The following is a 24,216-nucleotide window of genomic DNA, read 5'->3' as shown; positions in this document are numbered from 1 at the left end:
GAGATGGAATGAGCCAGGATCAGCTCGCGGACCTGTCGCGGCTGCTGTACAGCCCCGTCACGCTGTTGCTGTACGTGAGCGCAGCGATCGTGTGCCTGTACTCGCTCACGACCCGGGCCGCGGTCCTGACCCGCAAGGGACGTCCCGCGGGCCAGTTCCTGCTGCGCGTCGGGCTCGCCCTGTCGTGGACCGCCGTGGCCGCGCACGTCACGCACGAGGTCGTTCGTGGGCTGGCCCAGAGCCGGCTCCCGCTGGGCAACATGTTCGAGTTCACGTCGCTGATGGCGCTGGCAGGCGCCGTTGCCGGGCTGGTCTACCTCACGATCGTCCGCAAGCGACCGGAGCTGGTCGGCTTCGTCATGCTGGGTGCGGCCGTGGTGGTCAGTTCGGCGATGCTGACCTACGCCGACCCCGGTCCGCTGATGCCGATCCTCGACACCTGGTGGCGGTCGTTCCACGTCAGCGTGATCGTGATCGCCGCCGGCATCTTCACGGTCGGGTTCCTGTTCAACGGTCTCCACCTGCTGCGCGACACGGCCGAGCAGGGCCTGGCCGACGCGCGCGCCTCGGCCCGCACGGGCGGCGTCACCGCTGCCAGTGGCAGTGGCGACAGCCGCGGTGGCCTGGCGACGCTGACCGCCGAAGGTGAGGTCTCCGGCCGGGTCATGCCCGACGAGGACCATGTCGGTGCGGCGGGTCCCGTGGAGGCCGAGCGTGGCGCCATGCGCGCGGCCATCTCGCCGCTGCGACTGGCCGTCGGCACCTTCCTCGGCACCTCGACCGTGTCGTGGGTCTTCATCGCGACGCCGACCACCACCATGCGGGAGGGCATCACGCGGGCGCTGACCGTCAACCTGACGCTGGTGGCCGTCGCGCTCATCGCGCGCTGGTTCGTCCCGTTCCTGCCGCAGGCGGCGACGCTGGACGGCCTCGCCTACCGCACCATCGCCCTGGCGTTCTTCGCCTGGACCTTCGGGGTCATCGCCGGCGCGATGTGGGCCGAACAGAGCTGGGGCCGGTTCTGGGGCTGGGACCCCAAGGAGACGGCGTCGTTTCTGACCTGGATCGCCTACGCCGCCTACCTGCACGCGCGCGCGACGCGGGGTACCCGTGGCCGTGGCGCGGCGTGGATCGGCATCGGGGCGTTCGCCGTGCTGATGTTCACCTACTACGCCGTCAACCTCGTCTTCGTCGGTCTGCACTCCTACGCCGGCCTGTCCTGACGTCGGCCGGCGTACGCACGTGACGGAGCAGCGCGTCCGGCAACCCGCGGAGGCGAGCACGCCGAACCACCTGCGGCAGCGCCTCCCCACCCGGGGAGGTCGGAGGCGACGACAGGCGGACGGCAGCATGGGCGAGGTGCCAGACTCCGGTGACGCCTCGGGCGGCCGCCGCCGGTTGCGACCCGTCGCCGCGAGCCGACCCGCTCCGACCGACGAGGACCTGTTGCTCGAGGTCGCCCGTGGTGACCAGCAGGCGTACGAGGAGCTGTTCGACCGGGTCGCGGGCCGGGTGTTCGGCGTGGTCCGGCGTGTCGTGCGCGACCCGGCCCAGTCCGAGGAGGTGGCCCAGGAGGTCCTGACCGAGGTGTGGCGGACGGCCACGCGCTTCGATCCCGACCGGGGCAGCGCGAACACCTGGATCCTGACGATGGCGCACCGACGCGCCATCGACCGGGTCCGGTCGGAGCAGGCCAGCCGCGACCGCACCGACCGGGTGGGCAGCGGCCAGCACCAGCGCGACTTCGACATGGTCGCCGAGGAGGTCGAGGTGGCGTTCGAGCACCAGCAGGTGCGCGCCGCCCTGGCGACCCTGACCGAGCTGCAGCGCGAGGCGGTGGAGTTGGCGTACTACCAGGGCCACACCTACCGGGAGGTGGCCGAGCTGCTCGACACGCCCCTCGGCACCATCAAGACCCGTATGCGGGACGGACTGATCCGGCTGCGCGACGCGATCGGGGTCACGGCATGACCGCGGACATCCACACCCTCACCGGCGCCTACGCCGTCGACGCGCTCGACGACGACGAGCGGGCGTTCTTCGAGCGGCACCTGCAGGACTGCGATGCCTGTGCCCTGGAGGTGCGCGAGCTGCAGGCCACCGCCGCCCGCCTCGGCGGCGCGGCGGCCGAGACCCCACCGCCGGGCCTGAAGGCGCGTGTCATGGCCGATGTCGACGCCATCCGGCAGGAACGCCGCCCCGCCGGGGACCGACGCCAGGGCGCCCCGTGGTGGGGCCGGGTCCTCGCGCCGGCCGCGGCCGTGCTGCTCGTGCTCGCCGTCGCCGCCGGTGTCCTGGCCGGTGGCCTGTACGGCCGCGTCAGCTCGCTGGAGGAGACGCAGTCGCGCTACACCGAGTTGCTCGCCGCGCCCGACGTCCAGATGGTCGAGACGCGGGGCGCGGACGGGTCGATGGGACGCGTCGTGCTCGCGGTGAGCCGTGGCGAGGCGATGTTCATGGTCGACGGGATGGAACCGGCGCCGCACGAGCACGTCTACGAACTGTGGCTCATCGGCGAGGCCGACGCGCAGCCGGCCGGACTCTTCGACGTCGACGAGGACGGTCGGGTGACCCACCTGCTCAGCGGCGACTTCGCCGAGGCGGCCGCGATCGGGGTCACCGTGGAGCCGGCGGGCGGCTCGCCGGCGCCCACCTCCGACCCCGTCATGGTGCTCGAACTGGGCACGTGAGACGGCCGCCGGGCGTGGCCAGGCGATGCCCTGCGCGCTCAGAGGGTCCAGGTGCGCCGAGTCATTCGGCGAGCAACTTGACCGCGGTCCGCGGCAGCTTGCCCATGGCGTCTCGGGGGAGCGCCTCGACCACGACCAGTGCGCGCGGCGCATAGGAGGCGGGGTACTCGCGCCGGACGTGTTCGCGCAGGTCGTCGAGCGAAGGTGGCTGCTGCGGGTCGCGCGGCACGATCACCGCGACGACCGTCTCACCCCACTCCGCGTCGGGGCGTCCGGCGACCGCGACGTCGCCGACCTGGGGGTGCGTGCGCAGGGTGGCGGCGACGGCGTTGGCCGGGACGTTGACCCCACCGGACACGATGACGTCGTCGACCCGACCAAAGACCTCCAGGCTGCCGGTTTCGCGCAGGCGCCCATGGTCGCCGGTCATGAACCAGCCGTCGTCGTCGGTGAGCGGCCGGGTGTCGTGACGGGTCCGGTAGCCGTCGGCGAGGACCGAGCCGCGCACGCGGATGCGCCCGACCCCGGTGTCGCCGTGACCGTCCGCGGGCTCCACGTCGACCTCGACACCCTCGAGCGGCCGGCCGTCGTAGACGCAGCCGCCGGCGGTCTCGGTCATGCCGTAGGACACCACGACACGGACGCCGGCGGCCTTGGCAGCCGCGAGCAGTGCCGGCTCCGGGCGGGCGCCGCCCAGCAGGATGGTGCGGAAGCGGCTGAGGTCCACCCCGGCGTCGAGCAGCCGGGTGAGCTGGGTCGGGACCAGCGAGACGTGGTTGGCGTCGCTGTCGCCGAGGTCGTCGCCTCCCGGTGGTGTGGTGTCGGGCTCGCCGCCGAGGGCACGCGCGCGCAGCACGACCTGGATGCCGGCCACGTGGTGGACGGGCAGTGCGAGCAGCCACCGGTCGCCGGGCTCGCAGCCGAGGCGTTCGATGCTGGCCTCGACCGAGGTACGCAGGGCGTCGTGGCCGAGCACCACGCCCTTCGGATGACCCGACGAGCCGGAAGTGGACACGACCAACGCGGTGCCGTCGGCGACGCCGGGCGCGTCCGCGAGCGGTTCGTCGACGAGCTGGCCGTCGGCGTCGAGGTGGCGCAGCACCGCGGGCCGCAACGCGCGCAGCATCCGCTGCACGGTCGCCGCGGGCGCGCCGAAGGCGATGGGGAGCACGGCGTCGCCGTCGGACCAGACACGGTCGAGCTCGGTGACGAACCGCTCCGGTGGCAACCGGAGCGCGACCAGACGTGCGGGCACGCGAACCTCCAACCGCGGTCTCGTCGCCGGCGCCGTACCGGCACCCCTCACGGGTCCCGGACGCCCACCGGCGGTGGGCGGAGGGACTCCGCCCCGGTGTTAGCGTAGAGCCGGAATGCCCGGGCCTTGGACGCGAGGACGAACGTGGTCTCCGAACTGTTCGACGCCAGCCGTTGGCGTGCCGTCGAAGGCTTCGACCTCACCGACGTCACCTACCACCGCGAGGTGGGTCCCGGACCGGACGGCACGTCCGTCGACCGCGGCACCGTGCGCATCGCGTTCGACCGGCCCGAGGTCCGCAACGCGTTCCGGCCGCACACCGTCGACGAGCTGTACCGCGCCCTCGACCACGCCCGCATGACCCCCGACGTCGGCTGCGTGCTGCTGACCGGAAACGGCCCGTCACCGAAGGACGGCGGGTGGGCCTTCTGTTCCGGAGGCGACCAGCGCATCCGCGGCCGCGACGGCTACCGCTACACCACGCCGGATCCCGCTGACCCGGGCGTACCCGGAGAACACGCCGAGGCGATCGACCCGGCCCGGGCGGGGCGACTGCACATCCTCGAGGTGCAGCGGCTGATCCGCATGATGCCCAAGGCCGTGATCTGCGTGGTGCCCGGCTGGGCGGCCGGCGGCGGCCACTCGCTGCACGTCGTCGCGGACCTCACCATCGCCAGCCGGCAACACGGCCGCTTCAAGCAGACCGACCTCGACGTCGCCTCGGTCGACGGTGGGTACGGGTCGGCCTACCTCGCCAAGCAGGTGGGCCAGAAGTTCGCCCGGGAGATCTTCCTGCTCGGCGAGGAGTACTCTGCCGACGACGCCCACCGCATGGGCATGGTCAACCTCGTCGTCGACCACGACCGCCTCGAGGACGCCGCGCTGGCGTGGGCCGCGAAGATCAACGCCAAGTCACCGACCGCCATGCGGATGTTCAAGTTCGCCATGAACCTCGCCGACGACGGGCTCGTCGGCCAGCAGGTCTTCGCCGGCGAGGCGACGCGGCTGATCTACGGCACCGACGAGGCGCAGGAGGGGCGCGACGCCTTCCTCGAGAAACGCGACCCCGACTGGTCCGCCTTCCCCTACCACTACTGATGAACCCCTACGTCGAGGCGGCGCGACCGCGCACCCTGCCGGCCGCCGTGGCGCCCGTGCTGGTCGGAACGGCCGCGGCGACCCGGCCGCTCGTCACGGTGTCGTGGCTGCGGTTCGCGCTCGCGTTGCTGGTGGCCCTGGCGCTGCAGGTCGCCGTCAACTACGCCAACGACTACTTCGACGGCGTCAAGGGCGTCGACACCGAGGCGCGCGTCGGTCCGCGGCGTGCCGTCGCCGCGGGCCTGATCGCCCCTCCGGCGATGAAGCGCGCGATCGTCGTGGCGCTGGTGGTGGCCGCCCTCGCCGGCCTGGTGCTCGCGTTCCTGGCCGGCTGGGTCCTGGTGGCGGTCGGCGGCGCGGGAATCCTCGCCGCACTCGGCTACAGCGGTGGCCCGAAGCCGTACGCGTCCGCGGGCCTCGGCGAGGTGTTCGTGTTCGTCTTCTTCGGACTGGTCGCCACGATCGGCTCGGCCTACGTGCAGGACGGCTACGTCACGGCGGTGGTCGTCCTGGCCGCCATCCCGATGGGATGCCTGGCCACGGCGCTGCTGGTCGTCAACAACCTGCGCGACATCCCCACCGACCGCGAGGCCGGCAAGGTGACGCTCGCCGTCCGACTCGGCGAGGCGCGTACACGGCGGCTCTATGTCGCGCTGGTCGGACTCGCCTACCTCGTCCTGCTCCCGCTGGCGTTGATGACGGCGCAGACGTGGCTGGTCCTGCCGCTCCTCAGCGTGCCCGTGCTCTGGCCCGGCGTCGCGCTGGTCCGCCACGCGGCGATCGGGCCGCGCCTGGTCGATGCGCTCGAGGCGACCGCGAAGGGGCAGCTGGCCTACGCGGTGCTGTTCGCGGTCGCGTTGGCGTTGGCCACCGGCGTGACGTCGCGGACGGGGGCGCTCGGATGAACCAGGTCAGCGAACTGCGGCCGTTCGTGGTCCCCATGCGCCTGCGGTTCCGTCGGGTCACCACCCGTGCGGGCGTCCTGCTGCGCGGCCCCGCGGGGTGGGGCGAGTTCTCGCCGTTCCCCGACTACGGACCCGCGTACGCGTCCCGCTGGCTGGCGGCGGCACAGGACGCGGCCACCCGGCCCTTTCCCGAGCCGGTCCGCGACCGGGTGCCCGTCAACACGACCGTGCCCGCCGTCGATCCCGACCGCGCACATGCGCTGGTGGCCGCCAGCGGCTGCACCACCGCGAAGGTCAAGGTGGCCGAGACCGGGCAGGACCTCGCCGCGGACGTCGCCAGGGTGGCCGCCGTCCGGGACGCGCTCGGCCCGCACGGACACGTCCGCGTCGACGCCAACGGCGGCTGGGACGTCGCGTCCGCGGCGCTCGCGCTGACCCGCCTTGCGCGGGCCGCCGGTGGCCTGCAGTACGCCGAGCAGCCCTGCGCGACCCTCGAGGAACTGCGGGACCTCCGGCGCCGCGTCGACGTGCCGTTGGCCGCCGACGAGTCCGTGCGCACCGCCGACGACCCGCTGCGGATCGCCGGGCTCGACGCCGCCGACGTCCTGGTCGTCAAGGTCCAGCCGCTGGGTGGGGTGCACCGCGCCCTGGAGGTCATCGACGCGGCCGGGCTGCCGGCCGTCGTGTCCTCGGCGCTGGAGACCTCGGTCGGGCTGGCGGCCGGAGTCGCGCTGGCCGCGGCACTGCCGGAGCTGCCCTACGCCTGCGGGCTCGGCACCGGCACGCTGCTGGCGGCCGACGTCACCGACCGCCCGCTGCTGCCCGAGGACGGCCACCTGCCGGTCCGGCGCGTCGCCCCCGAACCCGCCATGCTCGACCAGGCCGCACCCGACCCCGAGCAGATGTTGCAGCTGCTCGAGCGCCTGCAAGCGGCGTCGGAGCACCTGCCGCCGGTGGGGAACGGAGCGTGAGCTGATGGAGTCCGCCGCGAATCCCTCGCACGCGCTGGCGCTGGTCCTGGTCGACGAACTCGCCCGCGGCGGGATCACCGATGCGGTGCTGGCGCCCGGATCGCGCTCGACCGCCTTGGCGCTGGCGCTGCACGAGGACCCGCGGATCCGCCTGCACGTCGAGATCGACGAGCGCTCGGCCGGTTTCCTCGCCCTCGGACTCGCCCGGGCGACCGGCCGGCCCGCCCCTGTCGTCGTCACCAGCGGGTCGGCGGTGGCCAACCTCCACCCCGCCGTCGTCGAGGCCGACACCGGGCAGGTGCCCCTGCTGCTGCTGACGGCCGACCGTCCGCCCGAGTTGCGTCACACCGGTGCGAACCAGGCCATCGACCAGCTCGGCATCTTCGGACGGTCCGTGCGCTGGTTCGTCGAGGTGGGGGTTCCCGAGGATCGGCCGGGCGCGGTCGGCTACTGGCGCGCGACGGCCTGCCGGGCGCTCGCCGAGGCGGGGGGCCTGTCCGGCCCGCCGGGACCGGTGCACCTCAACCTCGCCTTCCGGGAGCCGACCGTCCCGCTCACCGACGACGGTCGCGCGCGGGTGGCCGGCCCCTTCGAGGCGTCCCTGGCGGGCCGCTCCGGCGGGCGACCGTGGACGATCGTCGGCCGGGCCCCGCGCCACGTCCCATCCGCGGAGCTGCGGTCGCTCGCGGCCCGCATCGCGGGTACCGAGCGCGGCCTGGTCGTGGTCGGCCAGACCGACGCGAACGTGGCGGTCGTGCTCGACCTGGCCCGGGCCGCCGGCTGGCCCGTCATCGCCGAGCCGGCCTCCAACGTGCGCACCGGCGACCCGGTCGTCGGCGCGGCCCACCACCTGCTCGGCAACGCCGCCTTCGCACGGGCCCACCGTCCGGATCTCGTGTTGCGCATCGGGCGGACGGGACTGTCCCGCAACGTCGCCGCCCTGCTCGGGCCCGACGTCCCCCAGCTGCTGATCGACCCGCACGGCGGCTGGCACGACCCGGACCGGGCGGTCTCCGAGCTGCTGGTCGCCGACGTCGCGGCGACGGCGGCCGGGCTGACCGCGTTGCTGGCCGTGACCGCCGGGTCCGACTGGGCCGACCGCTGGCTCGAGGCCGACCGGCGCGTCCGTCGGGTCGTCGGCTCGGTCCTCGACGAACACGACCGGCCGAGCGAGCCGCGCGTCGCCCGCGACCTCGGGGCGGGACTGCCGGACGGCGCCACCCTGGTCGTCGCCTCCTCGATGCCCGCCCGCGACCTCGACGCCTTCCTCGCGCCGCGTGACCACCTGCGCGTGATCTCCAACCGCGGTGCGTCGGGCATCGACGGGTTCGTCTCGACCGCGCTCGGCGTCGCCCTCGGCGGCGGCCGCCCGACGGTGGCGCTCACCGGGGACCTGTCGCTGCTGCACGACGCCAACGGGTTCCTGCTGTCCCCGGACGCGCCCGGCATCGACCTGGTCCTCGTGGTCGTCGACAACGACGGCGGCGGCATCTTCTCGTTCCTGCCCCAACGTCGGTTCGAGGCCTCCTTCGAGCGCGTCTTCGGCACCCCCCACGGGCGCGACCTCGCCGAACTGGCCCGGTTCCACGACCTCGGGCACGCGGACGTCTCGACCGCCGCCGAGCTGATGCCCGCGGTCGACGCGGCGCGCGAGGCCGGTGGCATCCACCTCGTCCACGTCCGCACCGATCGCGACGAGAACCTGGCGCTCCACCGCCGCATCCAGCACGAGGTCGACGCCGCGCTCGCCGACTTCGCATGAGCGTGCCGGCACCGGCCCGTTCCTTCCTGGATCCTGACGTGGTCCCGGCCGACGTCCACCGCCGGGCGGCGCGCGTCGTCCTGTTGGACGGCGACCGGGTGCTGCTCGAACACGTCCGTGTGCACGGCCAGCCCGAGCAGGGCAGCTGGTGGGAGCTCCCGGGCGGTGGTCTCGAGGGCACGGAGACCACCGCGGAAGCTGCGGCCCGTGAGGTGGCGGAGGAGACCGGATACGACGACGTGGACGTCGGCCCCGCACTCGCCACCGTCCGCGTGCGCTACCGCAGCGCCACACACGTCGCGGAACAACACACGGTGGTCCACGTCGCCTGGTTGCGGAGCCGTCGGCGGTGCCCGCGACGCATGGACGAACTCGAGACGGCTGGTCTGCTCGATCTGGCCTGGTGCACGTTGGACGAGGTGGCCGACGGACGCCGACTCGACCTGCCCGAGATTCGCGAACTGGCCCGTGACGCCCTGGCCGGCCGCTTCGTCCCGCGGCGTCTCACCGACCGCGACGTCGTGTGCTGGAGTGACGACGCGCCCGACGGGCAGCCCCTGGACGACGGCGCCCGCGCGACCATTCTCGACCAGCGCCTGGTCGTTCGTGACGCTGCCCCCTGGTCGGCGACCGTGCAGGCCTGGCTGGCCCACCTTCGCGAGTTCGGTGTCGACGATGTACCGGCGCCGCTCGGCATCGATGCCAACGGCCGCGAGGCGGTGTCCTTCGTCGACGGCGAGGTCTCCACAGCCCTTTGGCCCGCGTCGCTCCGTAGCGACGAGGGCATGGCTCGGCTCGGTCGGCTGCTCCGCCTCCTGTGGCGGGCGTCCGCCGGCTTCGTCGCGCCTCCGGACGCGGTGTGGCGAACGGGGCCGCGACCGCGGCTCGAGGGCGAGGTGATCGCCCACGGCGACGTCGGGCACGGAAATCTGGTCTGGCGCCCTGACGGCGCTCCGGCGCTGATCGACTGGGAGTTCGCGCACCCGGCGCAGCCACTGCACGACCTCGCGGGTGCGGCGGTCTGGCTCGTGCCGCTGACCGACTTCGACCACGAGCGTCGCGGCTTCGACGCGAGCCCCGACCGCCGCGCCCGGCTCCACGCCCTTGCCGCCGGGGCCGGGGTCACGGTCGACACCCTGCTCGAGGCGATCCCGCCGGTGTTGCGGTGGGAACGGCGACGGGTCGAGGAGCTCGGTGCGCTCGCCATCCGGCCCTTCGACGCCTACCTCGATGCCGGGCAACCCGCCGGGTTCTCGCGTGTCGAGGCCTGGCTGCGACGCCATGCGGGCGACCTTCGCTGACGCCGAGCGGATCAGGCGGTGGGGTCTTCACCCAGGGCGGTCTGCATGGCGAGCAGCTTGAGCCGGGTCTCCTCGAGCTCGGCCTCGGGAAGCGACCCCGCGACGACGCCGACACCTGCGAAGAGCCGCGCCCGGGCCCCGTCGAGTGACGCGCAGCGCAGGGCGATGCCCCACTCGCCGTTGCCCGTCAGGTCGGTCCAGCCGACCGGCGCGGCATAGCGGCCGCGGTCCATGCCCTCGAGTTCGGCGATGAGCTCGACCGCTTCGCGGCGCGGCGTGCCGCCGACGGCCGCCGTCGGGTGCAGGGCCGCGACGACCTCCAACGCCGACCGGTCCTCGGCCAGCGTGCCGGTGAACGTGGTCGCCAGGTGCTGGACGTTGTCCAGTCGCAGCAGCCGTGGGGTCGGGTCGTGATGCAGGGCGTCGGTCAAGGGTCGCAGGACGTCGCGCACCGAGTCCGCGGCGAACCGGTGCTCGGCCTGCTCCTTCGCCGAGGCCAGCAGCGCCGCGCCGAGTGCGGCGTCGTCGGCCTCGTCCTCGCTACGGCCGGCCGTGCCTGCCAGGACCCGGGAGAACACCTCGCGGTCGCGGCGCGAGAGCAGCAACTCGGGCGTGGCGCCGACGAAGCCATCGACGATGAAGGTGTGGCAGCTGGGGAAGCGGGCGAAGAGGCGTCGCGCCAGGTCGGCGGCGTCGAACGGCTGCTGCGACCACACGGCGTGGTCGCGGGCGAGCACGACCTTGTCGAGGGCACCGGCGCGGATCCGCTCGACCGCGGTCGCGACCGCCTCGAGCCAGTACCGGTCCGGTTGCGACGACCCCGCGAAACGCGCCCGGTCGCGTGCCGGTTCCGATCGCGCGGCCGCCGGGTCGGGGAGCCCGACCGGCGCGGGAGCGGTGCCGTCCGCCGGATCGATCGTGGTCAGCCAGGTCCTCCCGTCGCGCCGGCCGACGATGACGCGCGGCAGGGCGAGCAGCGAGCCCGGCGCGTCGTCGGTGAAGGCGAAGGTGCCGAACGCCACCGGCCCCGTGCCGAGGGCGCCGACCTCGTCGTCCACCTCGATGTCGAGGTCGCGGAACGCCTGCTCGGCGGCGGCGAACCGGTCGGCGCCGGGCGCGGGGACGAGCCGGGCCGCGACGCCCCAGCCGACCAGGCCCTCGTCCGACCCGGCGGCCGTGTGCACCCAGGCCAGGGCGTCCGCGGGGCCGCGTCCGCCGTGGTCGCGGGGCAGCAGCGACAGCAGCGGCCGGTCGTCGTCGAGCGCGACCGTGCGGGCGCGCAGCGTCATGCCCCGCCGTCCGTGTCGTCGCCGGCCAGCGCGCCCGGCACGCGCTGCGCCGCCTCCTGCAGCACCCGGCGACGGACGTGGTGGGCGACCAGCCGCTCGGTGGCCGGCAGCATCTGCTCGTAGGCGGTGACCAGGCGTTGCGCGGCCTCGGTCTCGCTCGCCGAGGTGCCGCGCACCGGGTCGCGGACGAAACGCAGGAACGCGTCGACGGCCGCGGTGGCGACCTCGCCGACCGCCGCGTCGGTCCGCCGGGCCAGGTCGAGCAGTTCACCCAGCGGCAGACCGGCGTCCAGCAGGGTCAGTCCGGCCCGGACGGCGGCGAGGTCGGCGGCCGAGTAGCGCGCTTCGCCGTCCTCGTCGACGTGGTGGGGGAGGAGCAGGCCGGTGCGCGCGACCGCGTCCAGCAGCGCACGGCCGGCACCGACCTCGGCCGCGACGTCGTCGAGGGTGTAGGGCGCCTCGAGGTCGTCGTCCGCAGTCGGCGGTGCGGGGGGACGTACGACGGCCTGTGCCAGCGCGGCGTCGGGCGCATCGAGGTCGCGGTCGGAGGCCATCGGCGTCGCTCACGTTCGGAGAAGGGGCGCTGCGCGGGCAGGCTACGCCACCGCGCCGACCGGACACCCGGTCAGCAGGCGCCGCAAGAGCTGCCGCGACCGAGACGGGGGACCCGGCCAGCGGGGCCGGGGGGCAACGAGGGAGCGCAGCGACCGAGACGGGGGACCCGGCCGGCGGGGCCGGGGGGCAACGAGGGACCGCAGCGACCGAGACGGGGGACCCGCCCGATCACGTGCAGTAGCCTCGAACGTCGTCCCGCTGCTGCCCGCGCCACACCGTGCCCAAGGCCGACCGTGACCATGCCAGACGCCGCCCCGCCAATCGTTCCGGACGCCGACGTGCTGCCGGCGGCCGGTCGCGAGGGCAAGGATGCGGCGCTGGTGCAGGCGATGTTCGACAAGGTCGCGGCCCGCTACGACCTCGCCAACGCGGCGCTGTCGCTGGGCCAGGACGCACACTGGCGGCGGGTGACGGCACAGGCGGCCGGGCCCGAAGGCGCCGAGGTGCTCGACGTCGCGGCGGGGCCGGGCAACGTGGCGGTCGAGCTCGTGGCCAGGGGGGCCGCACGCGTGACCGCCCTCGACCTGTCGTTCAACATGCTGGCCGAGGGCGCGCGGCGCGGCCACGAACGCATCGCCTGGGTCAACGGGGACGCCCGTGCGCTGCCGTTTCCCGACGCCTCGTTCGACGCCGTGACGATCTCGTTCGGGTTGCGCAACGTCCCCGATCCGGAACTGGCTCTGCGCGAGTTCGCGCGCGTGACCCGTCCCGGCGGCCGCGTGGTGGTGTGCGAGTTCGCGAACCCGACGTGGGCGCCCTTTCGTGCCGTCTACCGCCGCTACCTCGTCGGTGCCCTGCCTGCCGCCGCGAAGGTGGTGTCGTCGGCGCCGGCCGCCTACCGCTACCTGGCGGACTCCATCCTGGCGTGGCCGGATCGGCGTGCGGTCGCGACGTGGATCGCGTCCGCCGGCTACGAGCAGGTGCAGGTGAAGGATCTCGCCGGCGGGATCGTCGCCGTCCACCGCGGCTACCGCACGCCCTGACCGGCGGCCTGCCGCCTCCACCACGGCCGCGGTGCGCCGCCTGCGGCGGCAATGGCTAGACTGGAGGTGCTTGTGAACATGTTCACGAGCAGGGTCCGCTCCGCCACGCGCTGGCACCTCGGCCCGCCACCTCGACCCGATCGTCCGTGAGGAGTCGTCCATGGCACCCGACGCCGCCGGTCTCCCGCCACAGGTGGGGCCCAGGGGCGATGCGGCCTTGCCGACGACGACCGACGCGGACGTCGTGGTCGTCGGCGCCGGTCCGGGTGGCGCCGCCGCCGCCGCACACCTCGCGGCCATGGGTCGCGACGTCGTGCTGCTCGAGAAGGACGCGTTCCCCCGCGACAAGGTCTGCGGTGACGGCCTGACCCCGCGGGTGATCAGGGAACTGCTCGACCTCGGCATGGTCGACGAGGCGCACGGGCGCGTCGACGGCTGGGCGACGCAGAAGGGCCTGCGCATCCACGGTGGGCACACCGTCATGGAGCTGCCCTGGCCCGAACTCGACGACTGGCCCGGTTGGGGCGCGACCGCGACGCGCAAGGTCTTCGACGAGGCGGTGGCGCGACTGGCGCAGCGCCGGGGTGCCCGCCTGCACGAGGGCGTCACCGTCACCGGTCCCGTGTGGCGCGACCCCAGCGAGCGTCGGGTCGCCGGCGTGACCTGGCGGGATGCGGACGACCGCGAGGGCGTGGTCCGTGCACCGGTCGTCATCGCCGCGGACGGCGCCAGCGGCAGCATGGCGCGGGCGCTCGGCCTCAAGCGACGCGAGGACCGCCCCATGGCGGTCGCGGCCCGGACCTACTACCGCTCGTCGCGGTCGGACGACCCGTGGATCAGCTCCTTCCTCGACCTGCGCGACGCCGAGGGTGACCTGCTGTCGGGGTACGGGTGGATCTTCCCCCTCGACGACGGCACGCTCAACGTCGGACTCGGGCTGCTGTCGACCTCGAAGGAGTTCCAGGGCGTCAGCTACCGCAAGCTGCTCGAGTCGTGGGCGGGCGGTCTCGAGGACGAGTGGGAGACCACGCCGGCCAACCGCACCGACCGGATCCGGTCCGGCCCCATCCCGATGGGCTTCAACCGCACCCCGCTGCACCAGCGGGGCGTGCTCCTGGTCGGTGACAGCGGCGGCATGGTCAACCCCTTCAACGGCGAGGGCATCAGCTACGCGATGGAGGCGGCCAAGCTCGCCGCCGAGGTCGTCGACGGCGCGCTCGACCGGCGGCGGACCGCGGACCTCGACGCCTACGACGCCGAGCTGCGTCAGCGTTGGGGCGGCTACTACACGCTCGGCAAGGTGTTCGCCGAACTCGTCGGGCATCCGGCGGTCATGCACGTGTGCACCGAGTACGGGATGCCCAACCGGCCCCTGATGGAGCTGGTGCTCAAGCTGATGGCGCACCTGACCGACGCCCGTCCCTCGGATGCCAAGGACGTGATCATCAACACCCTGCAGCGCCTGGCGCCGGCGGCATGAGCGCAACCGCCTGCCACCCCGCCGCCTGGGGACCGCCTCGGTCCCGGTCAGCCGACCGGCACGCGTCTTGCGAGCCTCGTCGGCCGGCCCCTACCGTTGGGCGCGTCGCCGGGGTATCGCCGTCCCCGTTGTGCTGCCTTCGCACGGCCCCGGTCGGGCCGGACGCCGAAAGAGATTGACCGTGCTCTCCGACTACTTCCCGATCCTGCTGTTGTTCGGGCTCGCCATGCTCTTCGCGGCGGGCGGTGCGGTGACCAGCGCCTTCATCGGTCCCAAGGCGCCCAACCCGACCAAGCTCGGTGCCTACGAGTCCGGCAACGAGCCGCTCGCCAAGATCCGCGGCACCCGGTTCACCGTGAAGTTCTACATGGTGGCCATGTTGTTCCTCATCTTCGACGTCGAGGCGGTCTTCCTCTACCCGTGGGCGGTCGTCTTCCGCGAACTCGGCTGGTTCGGGCTGGCCCAGATGGGCATCTTCGTCGTGATCCTCGGGGTCGCGTTCGTGTACGAACTCGGCCGTGGAGGTCTCGAATGGGACTAGAGAGCAAGCTTCCGAACGGCGTGCTGCTGACGAACCTCGAGAAGTTCGTCAACTACGGCCGCTCCACCTCGATGTGGCCGGCCACCTTCGGGTTGGCGTGCTGCGCCATCGAGATGATGAGCGCCGGCGGTCCGCGCCACGACATGGCGCGTTTCGGCATGGAGGTGTTCCGTGCCTCGCCGCGCCAGGCCGACCTGATGATCGTGGCGGGCCGCCTGTCGAACAAGATGGCCCCCGTGCTGCGCCGGATCTACGACCAGATGTCCGACCCGAAGTGGGTCATCTCGATGGGCGTCTGCGCCACCTCCGGCGGGATGTTCAACAACTACGCGCTGGTGCAGGGCGTCGACCACGTCGTTCCGGTGGACATGTACGTCCCCGGCTGCCCGCCGCGTCCGGAGATGCTGATGGACGGGATCCTCAAGCTGCACGCCAAGGTCCGCGGCGAGGAGTTCGCGGACAAGGCGGCGCGCTCATGAGCAGTGCGGCAGCGGCCCCCAGCGACGGCGACCTCAGCGGTCGGCTCGGCACCGACGTCCCGGCTCCCGGCCGCGGCACGGGCGGCGACGCGTTGAACCTCGAGCAGTTGCGCGAGCGGATCCTGCGGCGCTTCCCGGACCTGCGCGCCGACGAGTACCGCGGCGAGCTCACGGTGTTCGTCGCGCCCGAGCAGCTGCTCGAGGTCATGACGTTCTGCCGCGACGACGACGAGCTCGCCTGCGAGCTGCTGTCGGACCTCTCGGGCGTCCACTGGCCCGCAGGCGACCACGTCATCGAGCGCCAGATCTCGACCACGGGGTGGCCCGAGTACCGCGTCTCGCGGGAGCAGGGCGTCATCGAGGTCAACTACATCCTGCGCTCGGTGCGCCGCAACCACGTCCTGCGCGTGTCGGTCGGCACCCCCGACGACGCGGCCAGCATCCCGTCGGTCACCTCGCTGTACCCGACGGCGAACTTCCACGAGCGCGAGGTGTTCGACATGTTCGGGGTCGACTTCCCCGGGCACCCGGCCCTCAACCGGATCCTGATGCCCGACGACTGGCTCGGGCATCCGCAGCGCAAGGACTACCCACTGGGCGGCGTCGAGATCAACTACGAGAACGACAAGTTCATCCCACCGCCGCACGAGCGCAACCTCCGCGAGGTGGTCGAATGAGCCTCGACCAGAACGCCGCCGTCGACCCGGCCACCGGGACGCGAAGCGTGGACCCGGCCAACGAGCTGTTCGTCGAGGGCGCCGACTGGGAGACCGTCGTCGACGCGATCGAGGACGAGACCCTCACGGTCAACATGGGGCCCCAGCACCCGTCGACCCACGGCGTACTGCGCCTGGTGCTCGAACTCGACGGCGAGACCGTGCTCAAGGTGTCGCCGATCATCGGCTACCTGCACACCGGTATCGAGAAGAACGCCGAGTACCGCACCTGGGTGCAGGGCTCGACGTTCGTGACCCGCATGGACTACGTCGCCCCACTGTTCAACGAGTGGGTCTACGCCATGGGGGTCGAGCGGCTGCTCGACGTCGAGGTGCCCGAGCGGGCCCAGGCGGTCCGCGTGATCCTGTCCGAGTTCAACCGCATCTCGAGCCACCTCGTGTGGGTCGCGACGGGCGGCATGGAGCTCGGCGCGACCACGGTGATGACCAACGGCTTCGGGGCCCGCGAGCACATCCTCGACCTGTTCGAGTCCCAGTCCGGCCTGCGCATGAACCACGCCTTCTTCCGTCCGGGCGGGCTCGCGCAGGACGTCACCGAGGACTTCGTCGAACGCTGCGAGTCGCTGCTGGCGTACCTGCCGCGCAAGATCGCCGACCTCGAGGACCTGCTCACGCGCAACCCGATCTTCGTCGACCGCACCCAGGGCATCGGCGTCCTCACCGCCGAGGACGCGCTCGCCTTCGGCGTGACCGGTCCGCTGCTGCGGGCCGCGGGCGTCCCGCACGATCTGCGCAAGGCCCAGCCGCACTCGGGCTACGAGCAGTACGAGTTCGACGTCCCGACCGAGACCGCCGGCGACTCCTACGCGCGCTACCTCGTGCGGATGGAGGAGATGCGCCAGTCGCTGCGCATCATCCGTCAGGCCCTCGACACGCTGCCGGGCGGCGAGGTCATGGTCGCCGACAAGAAGATCCGCTGGCCCTCGCAACAGGCCCTCGGGCCCGACGGCATCGGCAACGACCCCGACTACATCCGCCACATCATGGGTGAGTCGATGGAGTCGCTGATCAACCACTTCAAGCTGGTGACCCAGGGCTTCACCGTGCCGGCGGGCCAGGTCTACGTCGCCACCGAGTCGCCGCGCGGCGAACTGGGCTGCGCGCTCACCTCCAACGGCACCAACAAGCCCTACCGGCTCCACCTGCGCGACTCGTCGTTCGTCGGCCTGCAGGCCATCGACCACATGAGCCGCGGTCACGGCATCTCCGACGTGATCGTCGTCGTCGCCAGCATCGACCCCGTCATGGGCGGGTGCGACCGCTAGGTCGCCCCACCCGCGCGAGACAGCCTTCACCCCGAGGAGCACGTGCCCGTGCCCATCTCCGAGAACACCCGCGAGGAAGCGCAGCGCCTGGCCAGGCGCTATCCCGTCGCGCGCTCCGCGCTGTTGCCGATGTTGCACCTGGTGCAGTCCGACGAGGGCTACGTCAGCGAGGACGGCATCGCCCTGTGCGCCCAGGTGCTCGGCCTCACCAAGGCCGAGGTGGGCGCCGTCGCCACCTTCTACACCATGTTCAAGCGCCAGCCGGTGGGCGACTACCTGCTCAGCGTCTGCACCAACCCGACCTGCAAGATCGCGGGCGCCCAGGACATCTACGAGGCCTACGTCGACAAGTGCGGGGGTGGCCACCACACCGACGAGGGGTCGGGGGTGACCGTCGAACACGCCGAGTGCCTCGGGATCTGCGACGCCGCGCCCGTGGTGCAGATCAACTACGAGATGTACGGTCCGGTCAGTCACGACCAGGCGATGGAGCTGTTCGAGCAGGCGAAGGCGGGCTCGCCCCCGGCCTCGAACTGGTCGAACGAGGTGCCGACCGACTTCCGCGGCGTCGAACGCCAGCTGTCGGGCATCGAGGACGGCACCGACGACCACCTCGTCGAGGCGGCCCGGCTGCAGGCGCTGGCCGAGGTGCCGCCGGCGTACCGCACCGGCGAGACCGACCTGCCCGTCACCCACCCCGGCGGTGACCCGTTCGGGCACGGCGGCGAGGCGTTCCGCAGCCAGGCCCGGCTGGGCGACACCAGCGAGCGGCCCGAGCAGCAGGTCGAGCAGCTCAGCCCCACCGAGGCGGCGAAGGTCGACGACATCGCGCAGAAGCAGACCGGCGTGGCGGGTGAACTCGCCGAGCACCTGCAGTCGCCGCGGCCCGAGACCCCGTCCGCGCAGGAGCAGCCCTCGGTCGCGGCCGACGGTGGTTCGTCGAAGCCGGCCGAGGCCGAGCGCGACCGTGCGGCGGCCGGCTCCGAGCAGGACCCGCAGGACTCGGTGGCCGGTGAGGCCGGCGCCGAGGAGGTCGACGACCCTCCGACGGACAAGGCGCCCGACAACGATCCCGACGTGAGCGGCGGCGAGCCGACCGGTTCGGGCGACGAGGACCTGCGCACCTACCAGGGTGAGCGGCGCTCCGACGACGACACACCAGAGGAGGGCTGACATGGGACAGACCGGGACCTGCGTCGCCCTGACCGAACGCTACGGCATCGAGGGCGCGGACGACCTCGAGGTCTACGAGCAGCACGGCGGCTACGTCGGGCTGCGCAAGGCACTCGAGATGGCGCCGTCCGAGATCATCGACGTCGTCAAGGAGGCCGGGGTCCGCGGCCGAGGTGGTGCCGGGTTCCCGACCGGGATGAAGTGGTCGTTCGTGGCCCAGGACACCGGCAAGCCGGTCTACATCGTCTGCAACGCCGACGAGGGCGAACCGGGCACCTTCAAGGACCGCGAACTGATGGAGAAGGACCCCCATCAGCTCGTCGAGGGCATGATCGTGGGCGGCCTGGCGCTCAACTCGGTGCAGGGCTACATCTACCTGCGCGGCGAGTTCGCCCACGCGGGCCGTCAGCTGGCCAAGGCGATCCGGCAGGCCTACGCCAAGGGCTACCTCGGCGCGGACGTGATGGGTTCGGGCAAGCGCTTCGACCTCACGCTGCACCGCGGCGCCGGCGCCTACATCTGTGGCGAGGAGACCGCGCTGCTCGACTCGCTCGAGGGACGCCGCGGCCAGCCACGCCTGCGGCCGCCGTTCCCGGCGACGCACGGGCTGTACGGCTGCCCGACCACGGTCAACAACGTCGAGTCCATCTCGTCGGTGCCGTTCATCCTGCGCCACGGCGTCGACTGGTACCGCCAGTGGGGCACCGAGAAGAGCCCGGGCCCGAAGCTGATGTGCATCTCGGGTGAGCTCGAGAAGCCGGGCAACTACGAGTTCGCGCTCGGTACGCCGGTCAGCGAGATGATCGAGGCGTGCGGCGGGATGCTCGAGGGACGAAACCTCAAGTTCTTCTGCCCCGGCGGGTCGTCGACCCCGATGCTGCCCGCGTCGAAGGCGGACGTGCCCTACACCTACGAGGACATCATGGAGGCCGGGTCGATGCTCGGCACGGGCGCCCTGATGGTGTACTCGGACCAGACCTGCGTCGTCGACACGGTCCTGCGGTTCACCGAGTTCTACGAGCACGAGTCCTGCGGCAAGTGCACCCCCTGTCGCGAGGGCGGCTACTGGCTCTCACAGGTACTCCGTCGCATCGAGACCGGCAGCGGCCGCATGGACGACCTCGAGTTGCTGCAGGACGTCTGCGACAACATCTTCGGCCGCAGCTTCTGCGCCCTCGGAGACGGCATGACGTCGTCGATCACGTCCGGGCTCGAGTACTTCCGCGACGAGTTCGAGGCACACATCGTGGAACGGCGGTGCCCGCTGGGTGCCAGCGAGCCCCGCAGCGACATCGCCATGCTCGAGGTGGGCGGTGGCGCCGGCTACGCCCCCGAGACCGGCCGCGCCGAGATCCCGGCCATGCCCGCGAGAAGTACTGCGGCGACCACGGGAGCGACCGACGCTTCGACCGCGGGCCGCCAGCCCCAAGGGCAGGCCTGACATGACTGCTCCGGAGAACCCCGTGGACACCGTCACGCTGACCATCGACGGCCAGGAGGTCACCGTTCCCAAGGGGACGCTGATCATCCGGGCCGCCGAACAGCTCGGCACGATCGTGCCCCGCTTCTGCGACCACCCACTGCTCGACCCCGTCGGTGCCTGCCGCCAGTGCGTCGTCGAGGTCGAGGGCCAACGCAAGCCGGTGATGTCCTGCACGATGCCGGTCGCCCCGGACATGGTGGTCAAGACCCACCTCAGCTCCGACATGGCCAAGAAGGCGCAGGAGGGCACGCTCGAGTTCCTGCTCATCAACCACCCCCTCGACTGCCCGATGTGCGACAAGGGCGGCGAGTGCCCGCTGCAGGACCAGGCGCTGGCGCACGGCGCCAACATCTCGCGGTTCGTGGACCAGAAGCGGCGCTACAGCAAGCCGGTCGCGGTCAGCTCCCAGATCCTGCTCGACCGCGAGCGGTGCGTGCTGTGTGCCCGCTGCACCCGTTTCAGCGAGCAGGTCTCGGGCGACCCGTTCATCGAGCTGTTCGAGCGCGGCGCCCTCGAACAGGTCGCCATCTACGAGGACGAGCCGTACGAGAGCTACTTCTCCGGCAACGTGATCCAGATCTGCCCGGTCGGCGCGTTGACGTCGGCCGGTTACCGGTTCAAGGCGCGCCCGTTCGACGTCGTCACGACGCCGTCGGTCTGCGACCACTGCTCGGCCGGCTGCACCCTCACCGTCCAGTCCCGCCGCGGCGAGATCCAGCGTCAGCTCGCCCGTACCAACATGGCCGTCAACGAGGCCTGGAACTGTGACAAGGGCCGCTTCGGCTACGCCCACCTCACCAGCGAGCTGCGCATCGCCGAGCCGAAGCTGCGTGGCACGGACGGCCTCGAGAAGGCGTCGTGGTCCGACGTGCTGCTGCGCGTCACGGGAGCGATCCAGGAAGCGCGTGACGCCGGCCCCGGCCGCGTCGCCGTCGTCGCCGGCTCCCGGCTCGCCGACGAGGACGCCTACGCGGTCGCCAAGTACGTGCGGACCGTGCTCCACAGCGACGACCTCGACCACCGCACGCGCTTCGCCGCGCCGGGCGAGGACGCGGAACTGACGGCGCTGGTCGGCCACGAGACGGCGGAATACCGCGACGTCGAGGACGCCCCGGTGATCGTGGTCGCCGGCCTCGATCCCGAGGAAGAGGTGCCGATCCTGCACCTGCGGATCCGCAAGGCGTGGCGGGCCCACAAGGCCCGCATCGTCGTGGTCGGTCCGCACCTGGGCACCCTGGCGGACATCGCCTGGCGTCGCGTCCCGACCGCCCCCGGCGACGAGGCGGCCGCACTGCGGGCGTTGCTCGACGACGACGGCGAGGTCGCCGAAGCACTGCGGGGCGAGGGCGCCCCGGTCGTGCTCGTCGGCGAGCGCGCCGGTGCCGGGTCCGTGACGGCGGGCGCCGCCCTGGCCGACGCCGTCGGCGGCAAGATGGCGTGGGTCCCGCGGCGCGCCAACGCCCGCGGCTGCCTCGAGGCCGGCCTGGCCGCCGGGATCCTTCCCGGTGGCCGCCGTCTGGACGACGCCGCGGACCGCGCCGAGGTCGAGCAGGTGTGGGGGGTCGACCTGCCCGCCGAGCGCGGCCGTGACCTGCACCAGATCCTCACCGACGCCGCCGCCGGCCGGATCGACGTGCTCCACCTCATCGGCGTCGACCTCGTCCGTGACTGCGCCTCGCCCGACCTGGCACGCAGGGCGCTCGAGAAGGTCAAGCTCGTCGTCGCCCAGGACCTGGCCGCGACCGAGACCGTCAGCGGGTTCGCCGACGTCGTCCTGCCCGCCACCGGCACCCAGGAACGCTTCGGCAGCCAGACCAACTGGGAGGGCCGCACGCAGCGGTTCGCCAAGGCCGTCGACGGACCGGTGCTCGCCCAGGAGGACTGGGAGATCGTGGTCCAGCTCGCGGCGCTGCTCGGCGAGGACCTCGGCTTCTCCGACCTCGAGCAACTGCGCGCCGAACTCGCCCGCCTCGGCGTCCGCGAGACGCCCCACGCCTGGCCGGACGCCGCCGCGGCGACGCCGGCCGAGGAGGCGGAGGACGGCGGGCTCCGACTCGTCGTCCGCCCGCTGCTGCTCGACCGCGGCAGCATGCTGACCGGGGCGAGCGAGCTGTTGGCGACGGCCCGTACACCCGTGGTCGACCTCAACACGGCGGACGCCGCGTCGTCGGGCATCACGGACGGCGACGAGGTCGAGCTGTCCGGCGCCGGGAACACCCTGCGCCTGGTGGCACGCGTCGGCCACGACGTGGTTCCCGGCGTCGCGGTCGTGCCGGCCAACTCCACCGACGTGCCGGCCGCCGCACTGCTCGGTGCCGACGGTGCGGGGGTCGTGACCGTGTCCGCGCTCGAACCCGCAGGGGATCCCGCATGACCGAGACCACGCAGGACCTGCCACTGTGGGCCCACCTGATCCGGGTGCTGGCGGTCTTCCTGTTCTTCCTCGTCGGCACGGCGCTGCTGACCTGGGGCGAGCGGCGCCTGCTGGGGCGCATGCAGTCGCGCCAGGGCCCCAACCGGGTCGGCCCGCTCGGCATCGGTCAGTTCCTGGTCGACGCCGTGAAGATGCTGTTCAAGGAAGACGTCACCCCGGGCATGGTCAGCAAGCCGCTGTTCCGCATCGCGCCGCTGATCGGGGTCGTCACCGGCCTGCTGTCGGTCGCCGTCATCCCCATCAGCGGCCCGATCACCATCGCCGGCCACACCTTCCCGTTGCAGGTCGCCGACCTCGGCGTCGGCATCCTGTGGGTGCTCGCGATCGGCTCGATCCACGTCTACGGCCTGTTCCTCGCCGGCTGGGCCTCGACCTCGCCCTACCCGCTGATCGGTGGCGTCCGCGCCAGCGCGCAGATGATCAGCTACGAGATCGCCCAGGGCCTCGCCGTCGCCAGCGTGTTCATCTACGTCGGGTCGCTGCGCGTCAGCGACATCGTGGCAGCGCAGTCCGGTGACGGCCTCGTGGCCGGCATGCCGGGCTGGTTCGTCGTTCCGCTGTTCCCGGCGTTCCTGGTGTTCCTCGTCGGGATGGTGGCCGAAGCCGGCCGCACCCCGTTCGACCTCGCCGAGGCCGAGGGCGAACTCGTCGGCGGGTTCGTGACCGAGTACTCCTCGATGCGCTTCGGCTTGTTCATGATCGCCGAGTTCATGGGCGCGATCGTGCAGTCCGCCATCATGGTCACGCTGTTCTTCGGTGGACCGAGCGGCCCGACGTTCGGTCTCGAGGGCACGGCCGCCGGCCTCCTCGGCTTCGTGTGGTTCCTGCTCAAGACCGGCTTCTTCGTGTTCTTCTTCGTCCTGCTGCGCGGCGCGCTGCCGCGCTACCGCTACGACCGCCTGATGGCGCTCGGGTGGAAGGTGCTGATCCCGATCGCGCTGCTGTGGACGATGGTCACCGCCGCGTTCGTCCTGCTCGCCGAGCAGGGCGGCATCGGCCCGCAGGTCCGCATCGCCCTCGGGGTCGGCGCGGTGCTGATCCTCGCGTTGCTCGTGTTCGTCCGTCCCAAGGACGACGACACGTCCGGCGGGTCCGGTCCCGCAGACCGTGCCCGGCCCGTCGACACGCACGCCTCGCCGGTGAACCCGCCCGCGTCCTCGACCACCGGGAGGAACGGCTGATGCCCGCCCCCCTCGTCACCCTGCTGTTCTTCGTCGCGATCGTCGCGTTGCTGGCGATCTTTTTGACCCGGACCGCCTGGGGCCGCGGCTTCCTGGTGCCGCTGCGGGCGATGGTCCGCACGCCCGAGACGGCGCAGTACCCCGAACAGCCGCGTCCGGTCACGCCGCGCTTCCACGGGCGTCACCAGCTCAACCGCTACGCCGACGGACTCGAGAAGTGCATCGGCTGCGAGCTGTGCGCGTGGGCCTGCCCCGCGGACGCGATCTACGTCCAGGGCGCGGACAACACCCTCGAGGCGCGCTACTCGCCGGGGGAGCGCTTCGCCGAGGACTACCAGATCAACTACAACCGCTGCATCCTGTGCGGGCTGTGCATCGAGGCGTGCCCCACCCGGGCCCTGACGATGACCCACGACTACGAGTTCTCCGCCGACACCCGCAAGGGGCTGATCTGGACCAAGGAGAACCTGCTGGTCCCAACGCCCCCGGGAGCGGAGGACACGCCGCAGACGGACCGTGAGGTGCGCCGTCGCGGCTTCAACTACTACGGTGGCCTCGCGGTCACGCCGCCCAA

General features: G+C 72.5%; 21 protein-coding genes and 1 pseudogene. 19 read left to right on the top strand and 3 right to left on the bottom strand.

What is annotated here, in order from left to right:
• The first annotated feature begins 8 nt into the window (after positions 1-8).
• From ccsA to ACERMF_RS12950, 3 genes are all read left to right on the top strand, one after another.
• The gene (gene ccsA / locus ACERMF_RS12960; RefSeq protein ID WP_373669518.1) at positions 9-1,223 is read left to right on the top strand and encodes a cytochrome c biogenesis protein CcsA; all 1,215 of its coding nucleotides are present in this window, start codon (positions 9-11) and stop codon (positions 1,221-1,223) included.
• 127 nt (positions 1,224-1,350) lie between these two features.
• Entirely contained in the window at positions 1,351-1,971 is a 621-nt protein-coding gene (gene sigK / locus ACERMF_RS12955) for an ECF RNA polymerase sigma factor SigK (RefSeq protein WP_373669517.1), read from the top strand.
• Positions 1,968-2,690, top strand: coding sequence for an anti-sigma factor domain-containing protein (locus tag ACERMF_RS12950; protein ID WP_373669516.1), 723 nt, complete (start codon positions 1,968-1,970; stop codon positions 2,688-2,690). Before sigK ends, ACERMF_RS12950 begins: the two co-directional genes overlap by 4 nt.
• 61 nt (positions 2,691-2,751) lie before the next feature.
• Here ACERMF_RS12950 and ACERMF_RS12945 read toward each other — a convergent pair whose 3' ends face one another.
• Positions 2,752-3,945, bottom strand: coding sequence for an AMP-binding protein (locus ACERMF_RS12945; protein ID WP_373669515.1), 1,194 nt, complete (start codon positions 3,943-3,945; stop codon positions 2,752-2,754).
• Between the two features lie 144 nt (positions 3,946-4,089).
• Between ACERMF_RS12945 and ACERMF_RS12940 the strand changes: the two genes are divergently transcribed.
• The 5 genes from ACERMF_RS12940 to ACERMF_RS12920 are packed head-to-tail and all read left to right on the top strand — an operon-like array spanning position 4,090 to position 9,982.
• On the top strand, positions 4,090-5,043 hold the full coding sequence (locus tag ACERMF_RS12940) for a 1,4-dihydroxy-2-naphthoyl-CoA synthase (protein WP_373669514.1): 954 nt from the start codon (positions 4,090-4,092) through the stop codon (positions 5,041-5,043).
• Positions 5,043-5,948, top strand: a complete 906-nt coding sequence (locus tag ACERMF_RS12935; RefSeq protein ID WP_373669513.1) for a 1,4-dihydroxy-2-naphthoate polyprenyltransferase — start codon at positions 5,043-5,045, stop codon at positions 5,946-5,948. The genes ACERMF_RS12940 and ACERMF_RS12935 overlap by 1 nt, the downstream gene beginning before the upstream one ends.
• On the top strand, positions 5,945-6,919 hold the full coding sequence (locus ACERMF_RS12930) for an o-succinylbenzoate synthase (RefSeq protein ID WP_373669512.1): 975 nt from the start codon (positions 5,945-5,947) through the stop codon (positions 6,917-6,919). Before ACERMF_RS12935 ends, ACERMF_RS12930 begins: the two co-directional genes overlap by 4 nt.
• A 4-nt stretch (positions 6,920-6,923) precedes the next feature.
• Positions 6,924-8,681 carry a 2-succinyl-5-enolpyruvyl-6-hydroxy-3-cyclohexene-1-carboxylic-acid synthase gene (menD, locus tag ACERMF_RS12925; protein ID WP_373669511.1) on the top strand — a complete coding sequence of 586 codons (1,758 nt, stop codon included), beginning with the start codon at positions 6,924-6,926 and terminating at the stop codon, positions 8,679-8,681.
• Positions 8,678-9,982, top strand: coding sequence for an NUDIX domain-containing protein (locus ACERMF_RS12920; RefSeq protein WP_373669510.1), 1,305 nt, complete (start codon positions 8,678-8,680; stop codon positions 9,980-9,982). Before menD ends, ACERMF_RS12920 begins: the two co-directional genes overlap by 4 nt.
• A gap of 11 nt (positions 9,983-9,993) precedes the next feature.
• Here ACERMF_RS12920 and ACERMF_RS12915 read toward each other — a convergent pair whose 3' ends face one another.
• Both ACERMF_RS12915 and ACERMF_RS12910 read right to left on the bottom strand, forming a co-directional pair.
• Positions 9,994-11,271 (bottom strand): isochorismate synthase MenF, encoded by a 1,278-nt coding sequence (locus ACERMF_RS12915; protein ID WP_373669509.1) that lies wholly within the window; start codon positions 11,269-11,271, stop codon positions 9,994-9,996.
• Positions 11,268-11,825: a MerR family transcriptional regulator gene (locus ACERMF_RS12910; RefSeq protein ID WP_373669508.1), complete on the bottom strand. Its 558-nt coding sequence runs from the start codon at positions 11,823-11,825 to the stop codon at positions 11,268-11,270. The genes ACERMF_RS12915 and ACERMF_RS12910 overlap by 4 nt, the downstream gene beginning before the upstream one ends.
• Before the next feature lie 300 nt (positions 11,826-12,125).
• Between ACERMF_RS12910 and ACERMF_RS12905 the strand changes: the two genes are divergently transcribed.
• The 11 genes and pseudogenes from ACERMF_RS12905 to nuoI form a co-directional block, all read left to right on the top strand.
• Positions 12,126-12,869 carry a class I SAM-dependent methyltransferase gene (locus ACERMF_RS12905; protein WP_373669650.1) on the top strand — a complete coding sequence of 248 codons (744 nt, stop codon included), beginning with the start codon at positions 12,126-12,128 and terminating at the stop codon, positions 12,867-12,869.
• A 160-nt stretch (positions 12,870-13,029) separates the two neighbouring features.
• Positions 13,030-14,349 carry a geranylgeranyl reductase family protein gene (locus tag ACERMF_RS12900; RefSeq protein ID WP_373669507.1) on the top strand — a complete coding sequence of 440 codons (1,320 nt, stop codon included), beginning with the start codon at positions 13,030-13,032 and terminating at the stop codon, positions 14,347-14,349.
• A 181-nt stretch (positions 14,350-14,530) separates the two neighbouring features.
• Complete coding sequence (locus ACERMF_RS12895; protein ID WP_373669506.1) at positions 14,531-14,890, top strand: NADH-quinone oxidoreductase subunit A; 360 nt, start codon at positions 14,531-14,533, stop codon at positions 14,888-14,890.
• A complete protein-coding gene (locus ACERMF_RS12890) occupies positions 14,881-15,369 on the top strand; it encodes an NADH-quinone oxidoreductase subunit B family protein (RefSeq protein ID WP_373669505.1) in 489 nt (162 codons plus the stop codon). The genes ACERMF_RS12895 and ACERMF_RS12890 overlap by 10 nt, the downstream gene beginning before the upstream one ends.
• Positions 15,366-16,046 (top strand): NADH-quinone oxidoreductase subunit C, encoded by a 681-nt coding sequence (locus tag ACERMF_RS12885; protein WP_373669504.1) that lies wholly within the window; start codon positions 15,366-15,368, stop codon positions 16,044-16,046. The genes ACERMF_RS12890 and ACERMF_RS12885 overlap by 4 nt, the downstream gene beginning before the upstream one ends.
• Positions 16,043-17,371: an NADH-quinone oxidoreductase subunit D gene (locus ACERMF_RS12880; RefSeq protein WP_373669503.1), complete on the top strand. Its 1,329-nt coding sequence runs from the start codon at positions 16,043-16,045 to the stop codon at positions 17,369-17,371. The genes ACERMF_RS12885 and ACERMF_RS12880 overlap by 4 nt, the downstream gene beginning before the upstream one ends.
• Positions 17,372-17,419: 48 nt before the next feature.
• Complete coding sequence (locus ACERMF_RS12875; RefSeq protein WP_373669502.1) at positions 17,420-18,544, top strand: NAD(P)H-dependent oxidoreductase subunit E; 1,125 nt, start codon at positions 17,420-17,422, stop codon at positions 18,542-18,544.
• A 1-nt stretch (position 18,545) separates the two neighbouring features.
• The gene (gene nuoF / locus ACERMF_RS12870; RefSeq protein ID WP_373669501.1) at positions 18,546-19,985 is read left to right on the top strand and encodes an NADH-quinone oxidoreductase subunit NuoF; all 1,440 of its coding nucleotides are present in this window, start codon (positions 18,546-18,548) and stop codon (positions 19,983-19,985) included.
• Position 19,986: 1 nt separating this feature from the next.
• On the top strand, positions 19,987-22,401 hold the full coding sequence (locus ACERMF_RS12865) for an NADH-quinone oxidoreductase subunit G (RefSeq protein WP_373669500.1): 2,415 nt from the start codon (positions 19,987-19,989) through the stop codon (positions 22,399-22,401).
• Complete coding sequence (locus ACERMF_RS12860; protein WP_373669499.1) at positions 22,398-23,642, top strand: NADH-quinone oxidoreductase subunit H; 1,245 nt, start codon at positions 22,398-22,400, stop codon at positions 23,640-23,642. The genes ACERMF_RS12865 and ACERMF_RS12860 overlap by 4 nt, the downstream gene beginning before the upstream one ends.
• Positions 23,643-23,752: 110 nt before the next feature.
• Positions 23,753-24,211: pseudogene (nuoI, locus tag ACERMF_RS12855) on the top strand (NADH-quinone oxidoreductase subunit NuoI); the annotation flags it as partial.
• Positions 24,212-24,216: the final 5 nt, after the last annotated feature.

This window comes from Egicoccus sp. AB-alg6-2, assembly GCF_041821025.1.
GTDB lineage: Bacteria > Actinomycetota > Nitriliruptoria > Nitriliruptorales > Nitriliruptoraceae > Egicoccus.
Note: the sequence above shows the minus strand (reverse complement) of the source record. Positions and strands in the feature narration are given on the sequence as shown.